This window comes from Altericroceibacterium indicum (assembly GCF_009828105.1).
Classification (GTDB): domain Bacteria; phylum Pseudomonadota; class Alphaproteobacteria; order Sphingomonadales; family Sphingomonadaceae; genus Altericroceibacterium; species Altericroceibacterium indicum.
The window spans coordinates 241533-264658 of sequence record NZ_WTYQ01000002.1; the positions used below are offsets into that span (position 1 = coordinate 241533).

Consider the following 23126-nt stretch of genomic DNA (forward strand, 5'->3'; position numbering starts at 1 on the left):
TTTTTTGTTTTTCCGGTTGATTGCCTTTATCCCCTGCCGCACAGATCGCCGATGGATGAAGTTTGGGGACAATCGGAACATTGGGAAGATGATCTGGCAGCAGCCGGCGTCAGCCCTACTCTGCAGGAGCGCAGCCGCGCGATGCGCGACAGGCTGATCGGCACATCGCTGGAAATTGCCCGACGAATTCCGTTTGAACAGATCAGCGTGCTGGATTTGTGTCAGGCCACGGGCTGTTCAACCGGCGCATTCTATGCCCGCTTTCCGGATAAGAACACGCTGTTCCGCGCAGTTATGGCCGCCTCTGCCTCCCAATCAGGGCCGCTGCTGGAAAGATTGGTAAACGAGACACCATTTGACGAGATTCTGCCGCGGATGATCAAGCTGCAGATCGACCGCTTTCAGATGCATGAACCGTTCTTCCGCGCCGCCTTTCGCGTCAGTCTGGAATGCAGTGATGCCTGGGACCCATTCCGCCGCAATAGCAATGCGCTGGCCAGCCGCTATCTTGAACGGTTGCGTCAGGAACCGCGCATTGACCCTGCGGCTATCAATGAGAACAACGTCCGCTTTGCCTTTCAGATCATGTATGGCGTGCTGAACAACACCGTAATGAACCGCCCCGGCCCGTTCGATTTCTCCAGCCCTGAATTTCCCAAATTGCTCGAACAGGCGATGGTCGCCATGATCGGCTGCCTTCCAGTTCCACAAGCCGCAGCAGCAGAGACACACAGACCATAAAACAGCCATGGCGCTGCCATTTCTCCGTCACACACTCGTCACGATTGCAACAAGAGGGCAGAGAAACCGGCAGAAATGCGCTCTTTTGCGTCATCTTGAGGCAAGATTGGCATTTACGACAGGATTGACATCAATCTGTTGCACTTGACGAATAAGGACACGGCCAGGACTCGACCATACCAAGGGAAAAATCTGTGGCGAACGGCGATAGTATCAGTGTTGAAGCGCAAGCTATTGGCAATGCTCCATGGCACACTTCATGGACCAACATCGGCTTTGCCGCCCTGCTCATTGGTATGACGAGCTGGTTCCTGTTCTGGGGCCTTGATTACACCAACCATAATCAAATCCTGATATTCGTTCTGGCAACGCTGTTTGGCGTGTTCATGGCCTTCAACATCGGTGGCAATGATGTGGCCAATTCCTTTGGCACCAGCGTTGGTGCCGGAACGCTCTCCATCAAGCAGGCACTGGGTATTGCGGCGATCTTTGAAGTCAGCGGCGCGGTGATCGCAGGTGGTGAAGTCACCGACACAATCCGCAGTGGCATAGTCAATCTCAGCATCGTGAATGTCGAACCGATGCAGTTCGTCTATATCATGATGTCAGCGCTCCTCGCTGCGGCCTTGTGGCTGCTCTTTGCCAGCCGGCGTGGCTGGCCGGTGTCGACCACCCATTCCATCATCGGTGGCATCGTCGGTGCCTCGCTCACGCTGGGCTATATGCTGAGCAGCGGCAATTCTGCCCTTGCTCTGGTGCAATGGAACAAGATCGGCACAATTGTGATATCCTGGGTTCTGTCTCCAGTGCTGGGCGGGATTGTGTCCTATGGGCTTTATTATCTGATCAAGCGCCACATCCTGCATTATAACGAACGCGCGAAAGAAAAGCTGCAATCCCTGCGTGGGGAGCGCAAGCGTCTTAATGAAGAGCACAAAAGCTCCTTCGAACGGTTGAGCGAAATTCAGAAGATTTCCTACACCAATATGATGGTCCGCGATGCGCAGATGGTCTTAGGGGAAGAAGACTTCTCGCCCGAAGAGCTGGAATCGGAATATTACCGCAAACTCCACGAGATTCAGCAAAAGCGCGAAACGATTTCTGCTCATTATGCGCTGCAAAACTGGGTCCCCTTGATAGCCGCAGCAGGTGCCGGGATCATATCCTCCATGCTGCTGTTCAAGGGCCTGAAGCATATGCATCTGGGCCTGACCACACTCGACAATTATCTCATCATGGGGATGGTTGCCGCTATCGTGTGGATGGCGACTTTTATCTTTGCCAAGACGCTGAAGGGCAATTCGCTCGATCGTTCCACCTTTCTGATGTTTAGCTGGATGCAGGTTTTCACCGCATCAGGCTTTGCCTTCAGCCATGGCGCGAATGATATCGCCAATGCCATCGGCCCTTTCGCCGCCATCCTTGAAGTTTTGCGCAGTGGCCAGATTGGTTCGGAATCCGCCGTGCCAACCGCTGCCATGGTCACTTTTGGCGTCGCGCTGATCGCTGGCCTGTGGTTCATCGGCAAAGAGGTGATTCAAACCGTGGGCCACAACCTCACCACCATGCACCCCGCATCAGGCTTTGCGGCAGAACTGTCTGCTGCCGCCGTGGTGATGATGGCATCGACCTTTGGCCTGCCGGTTTCCAGCACACACATCCTGATTGGCGCAGTGCTGGGGATTGGCCTTGTGAACCGGCAAACCAATTGGGGCTTGATGAAGCCTATTGCCATGGCATGGGTGATCACCCTACCCGCCGCAGGCCTGCTTGCAGCGCTGTCTTTTGTGGTTCTGAACGCAGCCTTCTGAGCTTTTCGGCTCATCCCTTTGGTGCACAAAACGCAACTGAGGCACGGCTGGGCCGAAAAAGCACTATCTTTTTTTCCGTAATTGCCCTAGGGGCGCGTCTTTGTAACTCCGACTGAGGTCCTGCGCGGCCCTTTGCGGCGCGACCAAGCGGACAGCGAGACACCATGACATTTCCAAACATACCGCCGATTCTCGGCGATGCACTCCATGCACGCGGTTATTCAGAACCTACAGAAGTGCAAGCAGCTGTGCTGCAACCAGAGGCCGCCGGACGCGACCTTATCGTTTCTGCCCAGACCGGTTCGGGCAAGACCGTCGCCTTCGGCCTCGCCATTGCAAGCGAGCTGCTGCAGGAAAATGGCAAGATTGAACGGGCAAACAAGCCATTGGCTCTGGCCATTGCACCAACCCGCGAACTGGCCCTTCAGGTCAGCCGCGAGCTGGAATGGCTCTATGGCAATGCCGGCGCTGACATCGCCACTTGCGTTGGCGGCATGGACGCATCACGCGAACGCCGCAATCTGCGCCGTGGTGCGCAGATCGTCGTCGGCACACCAGGCCGCCTGCGTGACCATCTCGAACGCGGCGCGCTCGACCTGTCGGAACTTCGCGCCATCGTTCTCGATGAAGCCGATGAAATGCTCGACATGGGCTTCCGTGATGACCTTGAAGAAATTCTGAAGGCTGCCCCGCCAGAACGCCGCACGCTGCTGTTCTCGGCCACTATGCCAAAGCCGATTGTAGGCCTTGCACGCCGCTATCAGAAGGATGCCCTGCGCATCCAGACGATCAGCGAAAGAAGCGCGCATAGCGACATTGCCTATCAGGCTGTGACCGTGGCGCCGAATGAAGTCGAAAATGCCGTGGTGAATCTGCTGCGTTTCCACGAAGCGGAAACCGCTATTTTGTTCTGTGCCACACGCGACAATGTGCGCCGTCTTCACGGCACTTTGCAGGAACGTGGCTTTGATGTTGTGGCCCTTTCGGGCGAACATTCGCAATCAGAGCGCAACCAGGCCCTTCAGGCTTTGCGCGATGGCCGCGCTCGTGTTTGTGTAGCGACTGACGTGGCCGCTCGCGGTATCGATCTGCCCACCCTCACTCTCGTGGTGCATGTGGAAATTCCCCGCGATGCCGAAACTTTGCAGCACCGTTCGGGCCGTACAGGACGCGCAGGCCGCAAGGGCACGGCGGTTCTGGTCGTGCCATTTTCACGCCGTCGCCGGGTCGAATCCATGCTGCGCGGTGCCAAGATTGACACCGACTGGATTTCCGCCCCCACCCCTGATGCCATCGCTAAGCAGGATCACAACCGCCTACTCGAAACATTGCTGAAGCCAGTCGAAGCGGATGAAAATGACCGCGCTCTGGCCAAGCGTCTGCTTGAAGAACGCAGCCCGGAAGACATTGCCATGGCTCTGGTCAGCGCGCATCGTGCCAAGATGCCGCGCCCGGCAGAAGTTTCGACCAATCTCAACGAAGCACGGGCAGCTTCCAAGGAAATGCATCGCCCCGGTTTCGAAGACACCGTGTGGTTCCGCATGAACATTGGCCGCCGCCAGAATGCAGATCCGCGTTGGGTTCTGCCGCTGATCTGCCGCCGCTCCGATATTACCCGCTCTGAAGTGGGCGCGATCCGCATTGGCCAGCAGGAAACCTTCTTTCAGGTTCCCCGCAAGATTGCCGACAAGGTAGCCAGTGCGATTATCGCCACCGCTGGCGGCAGCGAAGATGGTGGTGATGTGATCTTCGAACCATCAACCGAAGGCCCACGCGCTGAAGCACGCGAAAATCGCCGCTCCGGTGGCCCGGGTGGCCGCCGTCATTCCAATGCCGGCGGCAAGCCAAGCGGCGGTTATGGTGATCGCAATTCCGGCCATAAGAAGCCTTATAAAAAGAACGATTTCAAACGTTCAGACAGGCGTCCTCAGGCCCGCAAGCGTCCGTAATTCTGCGATTTTCTGATTGCCTAAAAAGAATGGGCGGCGGACCAGTGGTACGCCGCCTCTCTCTCCCAAAAACTTCAAACAGCCCGTGCGTGTAAACCAATAAACTGGCCAACACATGCATGTCTTGGCGATTAAAGCCAGCGGCACGATAAACCGGATAGGTGAAAATGCCAATCCTCTTTCGTTCGGGTGCTATTTGATAGCGATACCGCCTTCACCCTGTTGCCAATAGGATACGCTTCGACGCTTGCGCCGAGGCAATGAAACCGTCATCCATACCTTCATGATTGGTTTCAAAGAGAGGCCTGTGGGCCATTACACCATCGGATTGTTGACGCTCAGCCTTGCTCTTGCGGCCTGCACGTCCGTTTCTCAAACACCGCCCGCTTCTGGAGTTGAACCGCAACAACAGCAAGACTCAACCATTTCCTCCAGTGCACTTGATACGAGTGATGGCGGAATGGAAGCAGGGGCATGGAAAGATGCACAACCAGTGCGCGCGCGCCATGCGATGGTGGTTTCCGCGCAACATCTGGCCACCAATGTCGGCGTGTCGATTCTGAAGGATGGCGGCAATGCGGTCGATGCAGCGGTTGCGGTGGGCTATGCTCTGGCAGTGGTCCACCCATGCTGCGGCAATATTGGCGGCGGTGGTTTCATGACCATTCACCTCGCCGATGGACAGGACGTGTTTCTCGACTTCCGCGAACGTGCGCCGCTCAAAGCTACAGCCACCATGTTTCAGGACGAAAATGGCAATGTGGTGCGCGGCCTCAGCACCGGAACTTATCTTGGTTCCGGCACGCCGGGCACGGTGATGGGTCTCAATGAAGCGCTGGCTAAATATGGCACCATGTCGCTCAAGCAGGTCATCGCTCCGGCCATCAAGCTGGCGGAAGAAGGTTTCGTACTTCAGCAGGGCGATGTGAATATTCTTGACCGCAGAGCCAAGGATTTTGCCTCGGAACCCAATGTCGCGGCGACATTTCTCAACCATGGCAAACCCTATGTTGCCGGCGACAGACTCGTGCAGCCAGAACTGGCCACAACATTGAAGCTGATCGCCAAGAACGGGTCTGACGCTTTTTATAAAGGCTCTATCGCGAGGAAGATCGTCGCCGCGAGCGAGGCGAATGGCGGCCTGTTCACGATGCAGGATTTTGCCGAATATACCGCGCAATGGGATAAGCCCGTGCGCTGTACCTATCGCGGCTATACCATCATCTCCGCCCCACCCCCCAGCTCTGGCGGCACCACCATTTGCGAAATTCTGAAAGTGGTGGAAGCCTATCCGATGAGCCAATGGGGTTTTGGATCAGTGAATGCCACGCATCACTTTATCGAGGCCGAACGCTTCGCTTTTGCTGATCGCAACAGCGATCTTGGCGATCCGGCCTTTATCGATAACCCGGTCTCCACTCTGATCTCAGACAAGCACGCGCAGGCTATCCGGGCCAAAATCCGCCCTGACCGCGCCACACCTTCCAGCGAAGTGAAAGGCGGTGTCTCCGCACAGGAAGGCACCAATACCACGCATTATTCCATCGCTGACGCCAAGGGCAATGCGGTCAGCACTACTTATACGATCAACTATCTGTTCGGCTCGGGCAAGATTGCCGGAGACACTGGCTTCTTCCTCAATAATGAGATGGATGATTTCACCTCCAAGCCCGGTGTTCCCAATGGCTTTGGCCTTATTCAGGGCGCAGCCAATGCGATAGCGCCGGGCAAGCGGCCTTTGAGTTCGATGTCACCGACCATCGTGCTGAAGGATGGTAAATTGTTCATGGTGACCGGCAGCCCCGGCGGATCGACGATCATTTCCACCACTGTCGCCAGCATCATGAATGTCATCGATTATGGCATGAACATGAAACAGGCTGTTGATGCACCTCGCATCCATAACCAATGGATGCCGGATCAGACCATGGTTCAGCCCGGCTATCTGACGCCAGAAGTGAAGGCCCAACTTGAAGCCATGGGCCACTCTTTCCGCGAAGCACCAGCATGGGGCGCGGATGAAGCGATTTTATTCGAAAGCGGCACCAGCATGATTCAAGGTGCCAATGATGTCCGCCGTCCTGCCGGGCTGGCGGAAGGCTATTAACAAGGTCTCCGGGGGCCGCTCTTCGCAATGAAAGCGGCCCCCTACATTTTGCCAGTCACTCGCTGGAAGACTCTTCCCAGCCGCCACCAAGCGCGCGGAACAGATCGATCTGTGCATCGGAAACCTGCGCATCCTGATCGGCAAGCTGCGCGGTCGTCTCCGCCAGAGTCCGTTCCGATTCCAGAAGGTCGAGCGAATTGATCGTGCCTTCCTTCTGCTGGGCACGAGTGATGCGCGTGGCCCTTTGCGCTTCCTTCTGCGCCTCCTGTAGTGCAGCACGACGACGCAAGGATTGGCTATAGGCGTTGAGCGCCGTTTCCGTTTCCTGCAATGCCACCAGTACCGTACCATCAAAATTGGCGAGCGAAGCATGAGCATCGGCATTCGCAGCATCAATTCGTGCCCGGATCGCTTCCGTATTGGGGAAGGTCCAGCTGAGCAGAGGGCCTATCAACCAGTTGAACGGTCCGCCTGAAAAGATGTCCCCAATATCTGGCCCCGTAGAGCCTACCGACCCGCCAAAGCTTATCTTGGGATAAAGGTCGGCTGTGGCCACACCAATACGTGCCGTGTCTGCGGCCAGGCGCTGCTCTGCCGCGCGAATATCCGGGCGGCGGGCGAGCAATGCTGCGCCATCACCCACCGGAATCGCCTGCGTAATTTCGAGGCTCACACTGCGTTCACCCGCAATCGGCGGCAGGTCAGCAGGCGCCCTCCCCGTCAAAGTGGCAAGGCGGAATAAGGCAGCCTGCCTTTGCGCTGCAATTTGCGGAATTTCTGCCGCACGTTGCTGACGCAAAGTGGCAATCCGTGCCACAGCAAGGCCGCTTTCCATTCCCGCATCATGGCGCTGCCGGGTCAGGCTCAGGGAGTGATCAAGCAAGGACACGATCTGATCCGCCACTTTCAACCGGGCCGCACTCGATGCAGCATCGGCATAGGCGCGCGTCGTTTCCGCAACCACCATCACCTTTACCGCATCGGCATCGGCTTGAGCCGCCGCGAGATCAGCCCGCCCCGCTTCAACATTGCGCGACACCCGACCGAACAGATCCGCCTCATAAGAAACGTTCAACCCGGCATTCACATTCCAGCCTTCCCGATCCATTCCGGGCAGCGCCTGGTTTTCCGGCAAGCGGCGATAATTGCCGCCTGCATCAATGGATGTCTGAGGCAGGCGATCACCTTTGGCACCACGCAAGGATGCGCGAGCGCGTTCAATCCGCGCTGTAGCAACACGAACATCCGTATTGGCTGCCAGCGCATCGCGCACCAGCGAATCCAGCACCGGATCATTGTAGAGCCGCCACCAGTTAGCAGGCAGCGGATCAGGCGCGAACGCCTGATCCTGACCTGAAATGAAGGGGCCAGAACTCGCCACAGGGGGAACTGGGGGAGCAAATTCCGGCCCCACCGCGCACCCCGAAAGAGCGAGCGCGGAAAGGGTTGAGAGGAGGATTTGTCTTTTCATCTCTGAAAAAGCCTTATTCTGCGGGCTGCACTGCGGCAGAGCTGTTCTCGCCACCGCGAGAGCGCCAGCCGGCAACCCGGTCTGCCAATGCACGGCAGACGACATAGAAAGTGGGCGTGAAGATGAGGCCGAAACCGGTCACACCGAGCATACCGAAGCACACGGCTGTCCCCAGCGCCTGACGCAATTCAGACCCGGCACCCGTTGCAATCACCAGCGGGACAGACCCAAGGATGAAGGCAAAGCTGGTCATCAGGATGGGCCGCAGCCGCGTTTGTGCCGCTTCAATCGCCGCTTCGACCGGTGAAAGGCCGTGCTGTTCTTCTCCCTGGCGGGCAAATTCCACAATCAAGATCGCATTCTTTGCCGCCAGAGCGATCAGCACGATCAGACCAATCTGCGTCAGGACATTATTGTCCATCCCCATCAGATTCACCCCGATCATCGCTGCCAGCAGACACATCGGCACAATCAGAATGATGGCCATTGGCATCACCAGACTTTCATATTGCGCGGCCAGCACGAGGAAGACCAGTAGCACCGCAAGGCCGAACACCAGACCCGCCGTGTTCCCGGCAAACTTCTGTTGATAGGCAATGCCGGTCCATTCACTGGAATAGCCAGCAGGCAATGTTTCTGCCGCTACCTGTTCCATCGTCTTGAGTGACTGCCCGGTCGAATAGCCCGGCGCTGTATCACCGTCGATCGCCACGGCCGGAGCCAGATTGTAGCGGGTCACGCGATATGGGCCGGTCCTGTTTTCCAAAGTTGCCACCGAGCCCAATGGCACCATGGCACCATTGTCAGACCGGGTTTGCAGATTGGCGATGTCAGCCGGATTGTTGCGGTATGGTGCATCGGCTTGCGCCGTCACCCGATAGGTCCGCCCCAGCAGGTTGAAATCGTTGATGAAGGCCGAACCCAAATAGACTTGCAAGGCTTCGAACACGCGGGATGCCGGAACACCGAGCATTTCTGCCTTTTCCCGGTCGATATCAGCAAAGACGCGCGGCGTGCTGGTGTCAAAGAACGTGTAGACACCGGCCAACCCTTCAGCCTGATTGGCCTTGGCGATGACATCATAAGCCACCTTCTGCATTTCGGCATAACCCTGACCATTGTGGTCTTCGAGCATCATGCGGAAACCGCCTGCTGAACCAATCCCACGAATAACCGGCGGCTTGACCACCATCAGGCGTGCGCCCGTGATATCCGCTGTTGCCGCCTGAGCTTCGGCCATGAGCTTGTCGAGCGTCTGGCCCTTGGCAGCCCGATCTTCAAAATCATCAAGCACCCAATAAGCCGCCGCCGAACTGGCTGAACGGGTTTCCGATGGCCCGTCAAAACCGGATAGCATCACGGCATTGCTAACCCCGGCAATGGGAAGAACCCGGTCTGCCACCTTCTTCATCACCGCATCGGTACGCGCGGTGGATGAGCCGGGTGGAAGCTGGATCACAGTCAGGAAATACCCCTGATCCTGCGCCGGAATGAAGCCCGTTGGCGTGAACCACAAAGCTGCAATGGTCAGCGCGATAAGGCCAGTATAGGCAGCCATGACTTTGCGCGGCATGGCCAAGAGCTTTGCCGTGAGTTTCGCATAAGACGCACTGAACCGTTCAAACCCGCGATTGAACCAATCGCCCGCCTGTTCCACTTTCTGGTGCCAATAAGCGCCTTCCGGGGCATGTTTGTGCGGACGCAGCAACAATGCGGCGAAGGCCGGGGACAGAGTGAGAGACAGGATCAGCGAAATCACTGTTGCCGCTGAAATCGTGATCGCGAATTGCTGATAAAATGCGCCGGACAATCCGCCCATGAACAGCGTCGGCACGAACACCGCACACAACACAAGAACAATCGCAATCAGCGCTGTGCCCACTTCATCCATGGATGTGCGCGCAGCCTCCAACGGACTCAGCCCGGCTTCCAGATTGCGTTCGACATTTTCGACCACAACAATCGCGTCATCGACCACAATGCCGATGGCTAACACCAGTCCGAAAAGAGACAGGTTGTTGAGCGAATATCCCAGCATGGCCAACACGGCGAAACTGCCCACCAGAGAAACAGGAATGGCCAGAACCGGGATCAATGCAGCACGCCATTTTTGCAGGAAGATGATGATGACCAGCACCACCAGAACAACCGCTTCAAACAGAGTGTGAATCACAGCATCGACAGATTTCTCAATGAATTCTGTGGGATTATAAACAATCCGATATTCCAGGCCCTTGGGGAAGTCCTTGGACATCTGCTCCATCGCGGCTTTCACATTGTCAGCCGAAGAAAGGGCATTGGTGCCGGGGCGCTGGAAGATCGGCATGATCACCGAATTTTCAGAACCCAGATAGGCGGATGTACCATAATCGTCAGCGCCAATTTCCACCCGCGCGACATCACGCACCCGAACCTGGCGCCCATCGGCATCCGTGCGGATCACTACATTGGCAAATTGCTCAGGATCGGTGAAACGGCCCTGTGTTTCGACATTAAGCTGGAAAGCACCTTGTTCGGACGGCGGCTGGCCCAGAGTCCCGGCAGCAACCTGCACATTCTGTGCCCGCAGAGCCGACACAATGTCCCCTGCTGTCAGGTCAAGCGATGCTGCCCGGCCGGGATCAATCCACACACGCATGGCGAGATCGCGTGAACCGAACATCTGCACATCAGCCACACCATCAAGCCGCGCAAGCTGATCCTTGATCCGCGTCTGCGCATAATTGGAGATATATTCCCGATCCAACGAATGATCTGGTGAGATCAGATTGACGATCAGCAGGAAAGTGGGGGAACTTTTCTGCGTCACAATGCCAAGCCGCTGCACTTCTTCGGGTAGACGCGGCGTAGCAATCGCCACGCGGTTTTGAACCAGCACCTGCGCCTTATCGAGATCCGTCCCTTGCTTGAAGGTTACGGTGATAGTGACGCGTCCATCGCCAGTGGATTCCGAGGAGACATAAAGCATCCCCTCCACACCATTGATTTGCTGTTCGATCGGATTGGCGACCGTATCGGCCACGGTTTCCGCCGAAGCGCCGGGGTAGTTTGCCGTTACCGTAACCGTAGGGGGCACGATTTCGGGATATTGGGACACGGGGAGGAAGAAATAGGAGATCGCCCCCACGAGGGTGATGACCACAGCAATCACCGCCGCGAAGATCGGACGATCAATGAAAAAGCGCGATAAACGCATATTGGATACTCCGTATGCGGCGAGAATTAGCGGGTAATGGTCGCTTCGCCGGCGGGAATGTCGGAGACAGATGCGGGGGTTTTGGCTGGCTGAGGCATAGTGATCCTGTCACGCCGCGCTTTGACCTTGGAACCGGGCATGGCCATTTGCGTGCCTTCGATCACCACGCGGTCATCAGCCTTCAAACCGCTGCGAATAATCCGCAGGCCGTTGACGACCGGGCCGAGTGTGACAGGCTTGGCTGACACCGTGCCTTCCTTATCGACCACCAACAGCAATTTGCGGGTCTGGTCGGTCTGCACCGCCGTATCAGGCACCAGCATCGCATTGACCTTGCCTCCGCTGGCGAGGCGCATATTGCCGAACATGCCCGGCGTCAGGAAATTATCAGGGTTGCGAACCAATGCTCGGGCGCGGATCGTGCCGGAACGTGCATCAAGGCCGTTGTCCGTAAAGTCCAGCTTCCCATGCCAGCGATAGGAATTTTCATCCTGCAGCTTGATATCGACCTGCGTCCCGCGATCAGCACCGGAGCGCTTGGCTTTAAGAAACACGCCTTCTGAACCATCGAAACTGAAGTAAATCGGATCAAACGCATTGATCGTGGTAAGCAAAGTCGCGGCAGAGCCATTGCCTGCTGCAACCTGATTTCCTGGATCAACCCGGCGGTCAGAAACACGGCCACTCATCGGCGCGCGAATGGTGGTAAATTCCACGTCGAGCCTGCGCGAACGGACCCGCGCATTAGCCGCTGTCAACGCCGCTTCCGCCGCACGAACGCGCGCCTTTAGCGAATCCACCTCATTCTGCGCAACCGCGTCAGAGTCGACCAGCCGGTTCGCCCGAGCAAGGTCACTACGTGCCAATGCAAGATCACTCTTGGCCGTCGCAACCCCTGCCTGTGCTTCGGCAAGAGCTGCCGTGTAAGGCCGTGGATCAATGCGAAAAAGCGGCTGTCCTTTGCGCACGAAAGCGCCATCCTGAAAAAGAACGGCCGTGATTTCGCCCGAAACACGCGGGCGCAATTCCACGCTTTTGCTGGGTTCAAACCGGCCAATATAATCGTCCCATTCAGTCACTTCGCGCTGCAAGGGCGTGGCCACTGTTACAACAGGCATCGGTGGTGGGGCCGCCGGGGCACTACTGCCCCGCAAAATCCACCATGCCAGTGCCAAAACTGCAATAATCAGGAGCAGCCACAGCACTCGCTTTCTGGGCAAGCGCCGCTTTGCCCGGTCATTGTCCGCCCAATCTTCCTGAGCGGCGTCAATGGTTGTCATCTCATTCATCGGACAGTCCTAAGCTGCTGCCCCATCCTCTGACCGCTGTTCAATGGCGTGCGTTTTTCCGCTCCGGGATGCGAGGCAACCGGACAAAAATAATCAGCAGACATTGTTCAGCGCGCCCGATCCTGCGGATCGAGCTGGTCAGAAGAAAGGGTTCAAGATTCTACGTTCACCTTAGACAACCAGAACTCGTGACGAGCTTCCAGCTACCCAAAGCCGTTCTGTACCGATAAGTATGTAATTTGAGGTTCAGGTCAAGCTTTAATTCTATACCAGTCGATATTTTAATCGCAGTGCAGCATAGCTAGCCTATCGTCCGGGCCACATTTGCAATGTGTAATCGACAATTTTTTGCAGTTCCTCGATGGATGCACCGCCACTCGCCTGAACAGACATCCCCTGCAAAACTGCCAGCAGATAGTTGGTTACCCCCTCTGCCTGAACCGGCTGGGTGAAGTCTCCATCATCAATCGCTTTCTGGAATCGAGCGACAAGCTTCCCCTTCGGAACCAGCCCTCGCTCAGCGATGTGATCCTTGATGGAGGAGTGCCCTGAACAAGAAACCGCGCTCATCACGCGCATACAGCCACGCGGGGCATCAGCTTGCGATGAGATCTCCAGACTGCCGGTCAGCAGCTTTTCTGCTACACTCCGTCCCGTTTTGGCCTGAAGCGCACAATCGACATAGGCAAGCTTCTCTTTCTCATAAAGATCAAGCGCCTGTTTGAAGAGCGATTCCTTATTGCCAAACGCTGCATAAAGGCTTGGCCGGGTAATGCCCATTGCAGCGGTCAAATCCGTCAGCGAAGCGCCTTCATAACCCTTGCGCCAGAACACGCTCAGCGCAGCGCTTAAAGCGTCATGGCAATCAAACTCGCGCGGACGGCCTCTGGTTACGAGCTTTTCCATATCGGTCAGTATATAAGCCGTGAAACGTTGAAGTCCAGTATTCCTGAATCAGTCCCCGAGTCCAAGGGTCGCAAGGTAAGGAAGGTGCACGAGGGGCAACCTCGCGCACCTTCCCGATCATCAGAAGTTGGCTGAGAAACGAACGCCATACAAACGTGGCGGAGCGTAACTGGAATCTCCGATCAGCGCATTGCCCGTCTGTGCGTTGGAATTCGCATTGGTCCGCACTGCCTTGTTTTCCAGATTTCTGACATAGGCCTGGAGCGTCCAGTCATCCGGGCTGACATAGATCACAGACAGGTCGGTCTTGGTGAAAGAGCCTTGATGGTTGGTTTCAAAGCCATGAAACTCCAGTTCTTTCGCGCTTTCGAAATGTGTCTGCGCCCGCGCAACGATAGAGCCGCCATTCGCCAGTTCAAAATTATGCGAATAACCTGCGGTGAACGACCATTCCGGCGTCCGGGCAAGACGGCAGCCCGAGAAGTCACCAGCACGCGGTGCTGCCTGACTGTAATCAGCTTCATAGCAACGCACCAGATCAGCGTTGGCATCATTATTGACGAAGGGATCGCCCATTGGGAGCACGAATTTGTCATAGCGTGCGTGCAGCCATGAACCGTTGAAGTCCACCCGGTCTGACGGTGTGATATCGAATGCTGTTTCCAGTTCTACACCATAGATCGATGCCTTACCGGCATTGCGGGTGACAAGCGCCGCCTCCCCGGCAATCGTTTCAACCGCAGACACCTGCAAATTGGAATAATCGCTGTAGAAAGCCGAAAGATTCAGCTGAAGCCGGCGATCAAGGAACTGGTTCTTGGTGCCCACTTCATAGGAAATGATCTCTTCTGGATCATAGGTATTTGGCGGCAGGCCATCAAAATATCCGCCCGCTTTATACGCCGTTGCAACCTGCGCATAGAGCATGGAATCGGGCCCCGCATCAAATTCGACACCAGCCTTCCAGTCGGTTGAATGCCAGCTTGCATCGGCAAGGTTGACCGCAACCTGGGTGACAATATCCCCCTCAGGCGTCGTCAGATACGTGCCGCCATTGCGGGATTTATTGTCTTCTGTATAGCGCAGGCCGCCGGTGAGACGGAACGTATCGGTGAGCGAATATGTCGCCTGGCCGAAGAACGCCATACTGTCCGCCTTGATCGGATTTTGAATGAAGGTCAGATCCAATCCGGTCGCCAGCCGAAGGCGGAAATCGGTTGTGCTCTTTTCATTAAACAAAAACGCCCCGGCAACCCATTCCAGCTTGTCGCTGCCGCCGCTGAGGCGCAATTCATTCGACCAGCTCTTCTGGTTATTGTCCACCGAACCCCGGCGATGATTGTCAGGCTGAAGATTTTCAGTATAGCTCTTCAGCTGCAATTCGCGATAACCGCCAAGATAGGTCAGCGTAGCGAAGCCGAAATCATATTCCATTTCCAGACTGCCGCCGAAAATGGTGTTGTCACGCGAAATATTCAGATTCGCGTAAATGTCGTAAGGATTCTTGGACAGGAGCGGATAAGGAACGGTCGATGGACCAGCTCCGCCCTGATGCGTGATATCACCGCGCAAAGTTGCTTTGAACTTGTCGCTCGGCTTGAACAAAAGCTGCAAACGGCCAGACATATTATCCTGATCATCACGATCATTGCCTGGGCGGCTGTCAACGCCATCAACCACTTTGAGATAGCCATCATGACGGGCCGACTGAAACGCGCCACGAATAGCCAGCGTATCAGTGATCGGCGCATTGACCATGCCGCTGGTGATCAGCGTATCGTAATTGCCATACTCAATCGAGGCGGCGCCTTCATATTGGAACTTAGGTGCATTGGTGATGATATTGATCGCACCTGCTGTTGCATTACGGCCATACAATGTGCCCTGTGGGCCACGCACCACTTCGACGCGCGAAATGTCATAGAACTGTGCGTCCAATGCATTTGCACGGGCAAGGTAAATGCCATCGAGGTGAACAGCCACTGCGCCATCGCCTTCTGCATTGGTATTGGTGCTGCCGATACCGCGCATGAAAACCTGCGTCCCGCCGCCACCTGTTGTGATCGAAAGGCTTGGCGCTGTCTGGCCAAGATTATCAATGTTGCGCACGCCCTGCTGTTCGAGCTGCTCACCACCAACTGCGGTCACAGCCAGCGGCACGTCCTGAACAGTCTGCTCACGGCGCTGTGCGGTAACCACGATTTCATTGGAATTTATTGCACCGCTATTTTCGGTGTCCTGCGCCCAAGCTGGCGTGGAAACTGCCGTAGATACAATAAACGTACATGCAAGAAGCCTTGCCTTAGTCATCCTCATCCCCTGTAATCACTTAAATGCGACCTTGATTTTTTGCGCTATAAAGCGCGTGACACCGTTGTCAATTGTTTAACCAGAAAACCCCCAAGTGATGTAAAACTGCATCAGTTGAGGGATAGTAAGGGAATGTTTCTTATCTGTATCAACCAGTTATAGAGTGCGGCCAGTCTGCAAATACGGAGTAAGCCCGATTGCACTCCGTAACACCGAAGCCCCGGCCAACCATTATCGCCTTGCCGCCCACACTTACAAAGATGTTAGGAAATGGCGCGCCCGACAGGATTCGAACCTGTGGCCTCAAGATTAGAAGTCTCGTGCTCTATCCAGCTGAGCTACGGGCGCATCGGGAGGCTCCATAGCGTGCTTTGCGCAAGACGCAAATCGGGTTAATCATCTCACATGGGCAGGGATCGCAATTTGCAACCGCATCGTCACACTACAGAACCGCGCTTTCGCTATTTCGATTACGTGATGGCGGCTTTTGTCACGATTTTGTTGCTCTCCAACATCATCGGCGCATCCAAACCATCTTACATCCCCCTGCCCGATGGGTCGCAATGGTCCTTCGGTGCGGGCGTCTTGTTCTTTCCCATCGGTTATATCATTGGTGACGTGCTGACCGAAGTCTATGGCTATGCTCGCGCAAGGCGGGTGATCTGGACCGGTTTTGCGGCACTGATTTTTATGGCCTTCATGGCCTATGTCGTCGTCAAACTGCCTCCTGCCGATGGCTGGCCGGGACAGGAATCCTACGAATTTGTATTCGGCAACAGTTGGCGAATCGTGATGGCATCGATCGCCGCATTCTGGGCAGGCGAATTCGCCAATTCCTATGTTCTGGCCCGAATGAAAGTGCTGACCAAAGGCAAGGCCTTGTGGAGCCGCACCATTGGATCAACCATCGTCGGACAGGCGCTGGACAGCATCATCTTCTATCCATTGGCATTCTATGGCCTTGCAGGCTGGCCACCGGAACAATTGATGGAAGTGGTTATTTCCCAATGGGTTATAAAAACGAGTTGGGAAATCCTGCTGACACCGGTGACCTATATAGTGATTGGTTTTCTGAAGCGGCGAGAAGGGGTGGAGACTTTCGATAACAATACGAATTTCTCCCCCTTCGCTCGCAGTGACTGACGCCGGGTCTGCTCAATCGACAAGGAAGGCAATCAGCAGGTAGATCAGGATAAAGCTGCCAAAACCGACCAAGGTGCCGGCAACAAAGATCAGCCGGACGATCATCGGATCGATTTTGAAATAATCGGCAAGCCCGGCGCATACGCCCAAAAACTTGCCGGAAGCTTTGTTCAGATGAAGTTTGACGGGTTCCTGGCTCATTATGCAATAATCCCGGCAAGAAGCTGACCCTGAGGCGCAGTTGAGAAGCTTGCGACCAGCAGCATACCAGTGATGGCAGCAGCGCCGAGAGCAGCAAGAGCACGATGGGCGAAAAGGTTGAAAGCGTTCATGTGATATTCCCCTATTTTGGTTCGTTGCGGCGACAGTGCCGCGATGCAAACACCTTTGCACAAGCCGTGCCAGTTTTGATTTTTCCTAGAAATCCGCCATTTTTTGAAATCATGCCGCTCTGCAAAAATTGCTCAATGCTGAACAATGGGAATTTTCACCAATTTTCGGTATTGAAGATTTTCATGGCTTGGACAAATTTCCTTCTCTAGGCCGAAACGGCATGGCGCTGGACCGGATCACCCTTTCAACATTCCGAAATCATCGGGAGAGCCGTCTCGATGGAAGCGCGCATTTCAACTTGCTGATCGGCGCGAATGGCGCGGGCAAAACCAATCTGCTCGAAGCCCTGTCACTTTTCGCACCGGGACGCGGATTGCGCCGAGCACGCCTGCCAGACATGGCGGGAATGAATGGCAATGGCGGTTTTTCCATCAGCGCCGCGCTCAATCCCGGCGATGGCGGGGAAGCTGTCATCCTTGGCACTGGAACCGAACCGGTCCGCCCCAGCCGCCGCATTGTTCAGGTCAATGGTGCAGACACCAGTGCGATCAGTCTGGGGGAATGGCTCTCTATCGGTTGGCTGACGCCGGCTATGGATGGCTTGTTCACCGACAGCGCCGGCGCACGCAGGCGCTATATGGACCGGATGGCGCTAGGTATTGATCCGGGGCACGCTCGCTTCGCCAACCGCTATGAAGCAGCCTTGCGCGAACGCAATCGCCTGCTGTCCGATGATCGCGAGCCTGAGGCGCCATGGCTTGATGCTGTGGAGATGCAGCTTTCAGAAGCTGGTGCCGCCCTCGCCCAGGGTCGGGAACGGTTGATAGCGCTGATTTCCGCTGTTCTGGATCGCTTGCCAGACCAGCCATTCGCCCGACCTACATTGCATTATGTGCCCGGAGGCCCTTCGGACCAACAAATGCTGGCAACGGAACTTGCCCGCAACCGCCGCCGTGACCGCGCTGCACAACGCACGCTCATCGGACCGCATCGCGATGAGCTGGAGGTGACAATGGCTGGAAAGGGCGTCCCTGCCGCCCATTCCTCCACCGGCGAACAGAAGGCCATGTTGCTCGCCATCACCCTCGCCCATGCCGAATTGTCCTCAGATGGGCGCCCTAGCCTGTTGCTGCTTGATGAAGTAGCCGCCCATCTCGACCCGGTGCGCCGTGCCGCGCTGTTTGAAAGACTTAGGCAGGGCAGCGGGCAAATCTGGCTGACCGGGACAGAGCTTGCGCCCTTTTCCGAAATTGACGGGGAAGCGGCCATATGGCGTGTGTCGGCGGGTGAATTGGAGCGCCTCAGCTAAGCGCTCCATCTCTTAACCCTCACTTCTTCGCAGGCAGCGCCTTGGCAACTGCATTCGATGTTGCAGACACGAGTTCCTCCACACCGCGCGCAGTGGGGTGAACGTGATCCTTCTGAATGAGGTCAGGTCTATCTGCCACGGCCTCAAGGAAGAAAGGTACCAGCTTGGCGTCATATTTTTCGGCCAGATAGGGATAAATCCCATCAAATTCGCGCTGATATTTTGCCCCTAGATTGGGCGGCGCTCGCATTCCCATCAACAGGATTGGAATTTTCCGCCTCTGCAATTCTTCGAGGATTCCGCTGAGGTTCTGCCGCGCTTCGGCTGGTGAGAGGCCGCGTAAAAGGTCATTCCCGCCCAGTTCCACTATGGCCAATTCCGGCTTGTCCGGCTGGCTATCCAGCACGAATTTGATTCGCTGCAGCCCTGCCGCAGTGGTGTCACCCGAAACGCCGGCATTAATGATTCTGGCATTGATGCCATGGCTGCGCAGCGCAGTTTCCAGCTTTGCCGGATAGCTCTCCCCCTTATCAAGGCCATAGCCTGCAAACAGGCTGTCTCCGAAGGCGAGAATCACGCGCGATTCGCCCATTACGGGATGCGGATCAGTTGATTCATCCGCAACATTTGTCGGCTTCGGCGTGGGCGCCGCATCATTGCCGCTTCCGCAGGCACTCAGCGCCACTACGAGAAGACAGGTTAAAAGAGTTGAACTTGTGCGAAAACGCATGGAATGCTCCCTTGCTCTGCCCCCTTCCCTATGCCATCGCTGGCCTGTGACAAAGCCCCATGACGCGCAAAACGCCATTATGGCGCGCAACCTTCGCCTGACACTGGGGGACGGCCCTTCGGCTGTCGAAATCCTGCGTGGTATCGATCTCACCGTTCCTGACGGGCAGGTGCTGGCTTTGCTGGGGCCATCGGGCTCAGGGAAAAGTTCTTTAATGTCCGTGCTTTCCGGGCTGGAACGCGCCAGCAGCGGCTCGCTGAATGTGGCGGGCCAAGACTTTGCAACTTTGAGTGAGGATGAACTGGCACGGGCCCGGCGTGGGCGGATCGGCATTGTCCTGCAAGCCTTCCACCTGCTGCCTACCATGTCAGCGCGTGAAAACGTCGCGACGCCGTTGGAACTGGCGGGACAAAGCAATGCTTGGGATCGCGCAGGGGCAGAATTGGAAGCGGTGGGGCTTGGCCATCGCTTAGGGCATTATCCCGCGCAGCTTTCCGGTGGGGAACAGCAACGGGTGGCAATTGCCCGCGCGATTGCGCCGCATCCTTCGCTGATTTTCGCCGATGAACCGACCGGAAACCTTGATGCAACCACCGGCAAGGACATCATCGAATTGCTCTTCGCCCGGCGCGAAGCCAGCGGTGCCACATTGATAATTATCACGCATGATCAGGCACTTGCGGAGCTTTGTGATCGGATTGTCACCATCGCGGATGGGGCCATCGCCAGCGATGTTCTGAGCCGATGAATGACCTGAGCTGGAGCGCGGCATGGCACATTGCGCGGCGCGATTTGCACCAGCGTTTCAGAGGCTTACGGCTGCTTTTGGTGTGCCTGATGCTGGGCGTTGGCGCTTTGGCGGCAATTGGTTCGCTGACCGGTGCAATCCGGAACGAACTGGCGTCTCAGGGGCAGGAAATCCTCGGCGGCGACTTGCAGGTTGAGGTGTGGCAACGGCCTTTGAATGCGGCTGAACTGGCGTTTTTGACGCCGCATGGCACGGTTTCGCGCGGTTTACGCATTCCCGCCATGGTGACAGCCGGCGACCTTGCGGCCTCTGTCGAGATGAAAGCGGTGGACGCCAATTGGCCGCTTTATGGGCAGTTCACACTGGCCGATGGCACCAAAGCTGCTGCGCCCCCTAAAGGGTGCACATGGCTGTCTAAAGATACCTCAGAGCGACTTAACGTTACCAAGGGGAACACAATACAGGTTGGCAGCGCGCAGTTAAAAGTCTGCGGGATTGTCGGCACTGAACCAGACCGATTGGGTGAAGGTTTCAACCTCGGCCCGACCATGATCGTCGATTTTGAAACGCCGGCGCAAGCAGGTCTGACCGCACCGGGAGCGTTTTACGAAACCAAGACCCGCCTCAGAATCGAAGATGGCACCTCCGCGCTTGATCTGAAGCAAGAAGCGGAAAAACGCTTCGCCAATGCCGGGCTTGAATTCAAAACATCGGACAAGGCCTCGCCGGGGGCAGAACGCTTCGTCAGCCAGATGGGCGAATTTCTGACTCTTGTTGGCCTTGCTGCACTGGTGATTGCCGGGATCGGCATTGGCGGGGGTGTCGCGTCTTATCTCGATGCGCGCCGCGCCAGTATCGCCACTTTGAAAATCCTCGGCGCGACAAGCCGCGACATTGCCCGGATCTATGCCCTGCAAGTCGGCACGGCAGCGCTGGCAGGCGCAGGAATAGGGCTGATTGCGGGCGTCTGCGTCACGCCGCTGCTGACCCATGCTTTGAGCGCGCTGCTGCCGGTGCGCGGCGGCATCTTGTTTGACCCGCTGGCGTTGTTGCGCGCAGCTGCTTTCGGGCTGTTGGTGGCGCTGGTCTTTGCCGCACCACCGATTCTGCGGGCGCGCAATTATCCGGCCATGGCATTGATGCGAGAGCGGGTTGCGCCATTGGTGCAGGCATGGCGGCCAGCCGCCCTACCCGTCATCCTCGGCCTTGGCGGGATTATCGCGCTGGTGTTGATCGGCAGCCCGCAAAAGCTTTTAAGTGGCGGCTTTCTGTTGGGAGCCGCTTTGCTGCTGGGTCTGCTGGCCCTGCTCGGCCGGGGCATCCGCGCCCTTGCCGCCCGTGCGCCCCGCCCCAAAAGCCCTATCTTGCGGGCAGCGTTGGCCAATATTTACCGCCCCGGTGCCTCTACGCCTGCGTTGGTGACGGCGCTTGGCTTTGGCCTTTCCGCCTTTGTTTTGCTGGCAGCAGTACAGACCAGCCTCGATGCCAATATCGCCCGCTCTGTTCCTGAAAGAGCGCCCGATTATTTCATGCTCGATGTGCCGCCTGATCGGGTGGATGTGCTGAACACTTTGGTGGAGCAGGCCGTTCCCGGCACCAAAATCCGCACGGAACCCACATTGCGCGGCGCTGTGCTGGCCTATGGGCCGGAAGATCGCCCCACCGTTGTGGCTGATCTGGACAAACTCCCCGAAGGCGCATGGGCGCTGCGCGGCGAGCGCGGGCTGACCTATGCGGACAGTCTGCCGGAAGGCAATTCCATTACCCAGGGCACATGGTGGCCGGAAAATTACACCGGCGAACCTTTGGTCTCGGTCGATCAGGATCTCGCTGATATTCTGGGCCTCAAAATCGGCGATATTCTCCGCATCAGCCTGTTAGGCACAGAGCGGCAGGCGCGGATTGCCAATTTCCGCCAGATTGACTGGGAAAGCCTTGGCTTCAACAATGTCTTTGTCTTCTCCCCCAATGCTCTGGAAGACGCCCCGCATAATCTGGCCGCGACATTGGACTTCCCCGATGGAGCGGTATCCGATGCGGCAACCGGCCCGCTGCTGCGCCAATTGGTCGCCGCTTTTCCAGCCAGTTCGGTGATTGAAGTGGGGCCAATCCTGAAAGAAGCGCGAACGATCCTCGATCAGGTAGGAACCGCGATCCTCGCCGCCGCTTCAGTGGCCGTGCTGGCCGGCATAGCCGTGCTGCTGGGCGCGTTGGCCGCTGCGCGTGCTGCGCGGCGTTATGACACGGTGATCCTGCGCGTGCTGGGTGCCAGCCGCCGCCAATTGGTGCTGATGCAGCTTGCCGAATTTGGTTTGCTGGCCCTGATTCTGGGCTGTGTGGCGCTATTGCTGGGCGGCACCATGGGATGGCTCGTCATCACGCAATTGTTCGCCTTTGACTGGCTGCCGGACTGGCCGCGCGTGCTGGCAGTGCTGGGCGCTGGTGTGGCGCTGGTGCTGGCCTTTGCGCTGGGAACTTCACTTCCCTTGCTAAAGGCAAAGCCAGCGCAATCCCTGCGAACATTATAGCACATAGAAAAGGGGCAGCGACGTGAACGTCCTGCCCCCTTTGCCTGTTGTTTAGCTATGGAAACTTATTCAAAAACCTCGGCACTATGTGGGTTCTTGGGGTCAGGGCCGAAACGGTTAGGGCCTTCTGTGCCAGGCAAGGCCATCAGCACCAGATAGCCGATCGAAACCAAAATCCCGACATATGGAACGTTGGAAAGCACGGCAAAGCCCAGATACCACCAGCCGGACATATCACGATCGTGCAGGCGACGGACATTGACGGCGATACTCGGGATCAGAAGCGCCAGAACCACGATACCCATCAGAATGGCAAAGACAATGAAGGTGCCGCCTCCTGCCATGTTTTCAAGCGCTGCGGGGTCTTCCAGAGTGGAAAGAGACGCCCCCGAGAACAAGCCAATTGCCAGGACAGCCAGGATGATCACATAACCCAGCGTGAACATCCAAAATTCCTTGCGCCGTGAACGCCCGGAAAAATCAGCATATCGCTTCAGCGGCAACAACATCCATTCCATAGTTTCAAATCCTTACTTCCAAACATGATCTTGTAAG

17 protein-coding genes and 1 tRNA gene are annotated in these 23126 nt (G+C 56.6%); 8 read left to right on the top strand and 10 right to left on the bottom strand.

What is annotated here, in order from left to right:
* Nucleotides 1-51: 51 nt before the first annotated feature.
* The 4 genes from GRI39_RS06060 (at nt 52) to ggt (ending at nt 6608) form a co-directional block, all read left to right on the top strand.
* Nucleotides 52-741 (top strand): TetR/AcrR family transcriptional regulator, encoded by a 690-nt coding sequence (locus GRI39_RS06060; RefSeq protein WP_160738821.1) that lies wholly within the window; start codon nt 52-54, stop codon nt 739-741.
* A 194-nt stretch (nt 742-935) separates the two neighbouring features.
* A complete protein-coding gene (locus GRI39_RS06065; protein ID WP_211371473.1) occupies nt 936-2552 on the top strand; it encodes an inorganic phosphate transporter in 1617 nt (538 codons plus the stop codon).
* A gap of 164 nt (nt 2553-2716) precedes the next feature.
* Nucleotides 2717-4501, top strand: coding sequence for a DEAD/DEAH box helicase (locus GRI39_RS06070; protein ID WP_160738822.1), 1785 nt, complete (start codon nt 2717-2719; stop codon nt 4499-4501).
* A gap of 307 nt (nt 4502-4808) precedes the next feature.
* Nucleotides 4809-6608: a gamma-glutamyltransferase gene (gene ggt, locus GRI39_RS06075; RefSeq protein WP_343033301.1), complete on the top strand. Its 1800-nt coding sequence runs from the start codon at nt 4809-4811 to the stop codon at nt 6606-6608.
* A gap of 55 nt (nt 6609-6663) precedes the next feature.
* On the opposite strand, the gene GRI39_RS06080 is transcribed toward ggt, so the two are convergent.
* The 6 genes from GRI39_RS06080 to GRI39_RS06105 all read right to left on the bottom strand — a co-directional run bounded on the left by GRI39_RS06080 (nt 6664) and on the right by GRI39_RS06105 (nt 16128).
* Nucleotides 6664-8079 carry an efflux transporter outer membrane subunit gene (locus tag GRI39_RS06080; RefSeq protein WP_160738823.1) on the bottom strand — a complete coding sequence of 472 codons (1416 nt, stop codon included), beginning with the start codon at nt 8077-8079 and terminating at the stop codon, nt 6664-6666.
* Between the two features lie 13 nt (nt 8080-8092).
* Nucleotides 8093-11275, bottom strand: coding sequence for an efflux RND transporter permease subunit (locus GRI39_RS06085; RefSeq protein WP_160738824.1), 3183 nt, complete (start codon nt 11273-11275; stop codon nt 8093-8095).
* Nucleotides 11276-11301: 26 nt separating this feature from the next.
* The gene (locus GRI39_RS06090; protein ID WP_160738825.1) at nt 11302-12564 is read right to left on the bottom strand and encodes an efflux RND transporter periplasmic adaptor subunit; all 1263 of its coding nucleotides are present in this window, start codon (nt 12562-12564) and stop codon (nt 11302-11304) included.
* A 306-nt stretch (nt 12565-12870) separates the two neighbouring features.
* Nucleotides 12871-13470, bottom strand: coding sequence for a TetR/AcrR family transcriptional regulator (locus GRI39_RS06095; protein WP_160738826.1), 600 nt, complete (start codon nt 13468-13470; stop codon nt 12871-12873).
* 120 nt (nt 13471-13590) lie between these two features.
* Nucleotides 13591-15780, bottom strand: a complete 2190-nt coding sequence (locus GRI39_RS06100) for a TonB-dependent receptor (RefSeq protein ID WP_211371474.1) — start codon at nt 15778-15780, stop codon at nt 13591-13593.
* Nucleotides 15781-16051: 271 nt separating this feature from the next.
* A tRNA-Arg gene (locus GRI39_RS06105) sits at nt 16052-16128 on the bottom strand.
* A 57-nt stretch (nt 16129-16185) separates the two neighbouring features.
* On the opposite strand from GRI39_RS06105, the gene GRI39_RS06110 reads away from it, so the two are divergent.
* The gene (locus GRI39_RS06110) at nt 16186-16923 is read left to right on the top strand and encodes a queuosine precursor transporter (protein WP_160738828.1); all 738 of its coding nucleotides are present in this window, start codon (nt 16186-16188) and stop codon (nt 16921-16923) included.
* A gap of 12 nt (nt 16924-16935) precedes the next feature.
* Here the strand turns inward: GRI39_RS06110 and GRI39_RS06115 are convergent, their stop codons facing one another.
* Nucleotides 16936-17124 carry a PspC domain-containing protein gene (locus GRI39_RS06115; RefSeq protein WP_160738829.1) on the bottom strand — a complete coding sequence of 63 codons (189 nt, stop codon included), beginning with the start codon at nt 17122-17124 and terminating at the stop codon, nt 16936-16938.
* Nucleotides 17124-17255 (bottom strand): hypothetical protein, encoded by a 132-nt coding sequence (locus GRI39_RS14705; protein WP_281351827.1) that lies wholly within the window; start codon nt 17253-17255, stop codon nt 17124-17126. The genes GRI39_RS06115 and GRI39_RS14705 overlap by 1 nt, the downstream gene beginning before the upstream one ends.
* 221 nt (nt 17256-17476) lie before the next feature.
* Between GRI39_RS14705 and recF the strand changes: the two genes are divergently transcribed.
* Nucleotides 17477-18565, top strand: coding sequence for a DNA replication/repair protein RecF (gene recF / locus GRI39_RS06120; RefSeq protein WP_160739226.1), 1089 nt, complete (start codon nt 17477-17479; stop codon nt 18563-18565).
* A 19-nt stretch (nt 18566-18584) separates the two neighbouring features.
* On the opposite strand, the gene GRI39_RS06125 is transcribed toward recF, so the two are convergent.
* Nucleotides 18585-19295 (bottom strand): arylesterase, encoded by a 711-nt coding sequence (locus GRI39_RS06125; protein ID WP_246204932.1) that lies wholly within the window; start codon nt 19293-19295, stop codon nt 18585-18587.
* A 79-nt stretch (nt 19296-19374) separates the two neighbouring features.
* Here GRI39_RS06125 and GRI39_RS06130 point away from each other — a divergent pair, with 79 nt between their 5' ends.
* Nucleotides 19375-20043: an ABC transporter ATP-binding protein gene (locus GRI39_RS06130; protein ID WP_246204977.1), complete on the top strand. Its 669-nt coding sequence runs from the start codon at nt 19375-19377 to the stop codon at nt 20041-20043.
* Nucleotides 20040-22571 carry an ABC transporter permease gene (locus GRI39_RS06135; RefSeq protein WP_160738831.1) on the top strand — a complete coding sequence of 844 codons (2532 nt, stop codon included), beginning with the start codon at nt 20040-20042 and terminating at the stop codon, nt 22569-22571. The genes GRI39_RS06130 and GRI39_RS06135 overlap by 4 nt, the downstream gene beginning before the upstream one ends.
* Nucleotides 22572-22636: 65 nt before the next feature.
* Here the strand turns inward: GRI39_RS06135 and GRI39_RS06140 are convergent, their stop codons facing one another.
* Nucleotides 22637-23089, bottom strand: a complete 453-nt coding sequence (locus tag GRI39_RS06140) for a DUF805 domain-containing protein (RefSeq protein WP_160738832.1) — start codon at nt 23087-23089, stop codon at nt 22637-22639.
* Nucleotides 23090-23126 lie beyond the last annotated feature (37 nt).

Coding starts and splice junctions, on each gene's coding strand:
- GRI39_RS06125 (WP_246204932.1), bottom strand. CDS start 19,295: ATGCGTTTTCGCACAAGTTCAACTCTTTTAACCTGTCTTCTCGTAGTG.
- GRI39_RS06080 (WP_160738823.1), bottom strand. CDS start 8,079: ATGAAAAGACAAATCCTCCTCTCAACCCTTTCCGCGCTCGCTCTTTCG.
- GRI39_RS06110 (WP_160738828.1), top strand. CDS start 16,186: ATGGGCAGGGATCGCAATTTGCAACCGCATCGTCACACTACAGAACCG.
- GRI39_RS14705 (WP_281351827.1), bottom strand. CDS start 17,255: ATGAACGCTTTCAACCTTTTCGCCCATCGTGCTCTTGCTGCTCTCGGC.
- GRI39_RS06090 (WP_160738825.1), bottom strand. CDS start 12,564: ATGAATGAGATGACAACCATTGACGCCGCTCAGGAAGATTGGGCGGAC.
- GRI39_RS06130 (WP_246204977.1), top strand. CDS start 19,375: ATGGCGCGCAACCTTCGCCTGACACTGGGGGACGGCCCTTCGGCTGTC.
- GRI39_RS06140 (WP_160738832.1), bottom strand. CDS start 23,089: ATGGAATGGATGTTGTTGCCGCTGAAGCGATATGCTGATTTTTCCGGG.
- GRI39_RS06100 (WP_211371474.1), bottom strand. CDS start 15,780: ATGACTAAGGCAAGGCTTCTTGCATGTACGTTTATTGTATCTACGGCA.
- GRI39_RS06135 (WP_160738831.1), top strand. CDS start 20,040: ATGAATGACCTGAGCTGGAGCGCGGCATGGCACATTGCGCGGCGCGAT.
- GRI39_RS06070 (WP_160738822.1), top strand. CDS start 2,717: ATGACATTTCCAAACATACCGCCGATTCTCGGCGATGCACTCCATGCA.
- GRI39_RS06095 (WP_160738826.1), bottom strand. CDS start 13,470: ATGGAAAAGCTCGTAACCAGAGGCCGTCCGCGCGAGTTTGATTGCCAT.
- GRI39_RS06060 (WP_160738821.1), top strand. CDS start 52: ATGGATGAAGTTTGGGGACAATCGGAACATTGGGAAGATGATCTGGCA.
- GRI39_RS06115 (WP_160738829.1), bottom strand. CDS start 17,124: ATGAGCCAGGAACCCGTCAAACTTCATCTGAACAAAGCTTCCGGCAAG.
- GRI39_RS06085 (WP_160738824.1), bottom strand. CDS start 11,275: ATGCGTTTATCGCGCTTTTTCATTGATCGTCCGATCTTCGCGGCGGTG.
- recF (WP_160739226.1), top strand. CDS start 17,477: ATGGCGCTGGACCGGATCACCCTTTCAACATTCCGAAATCATCGGGAG.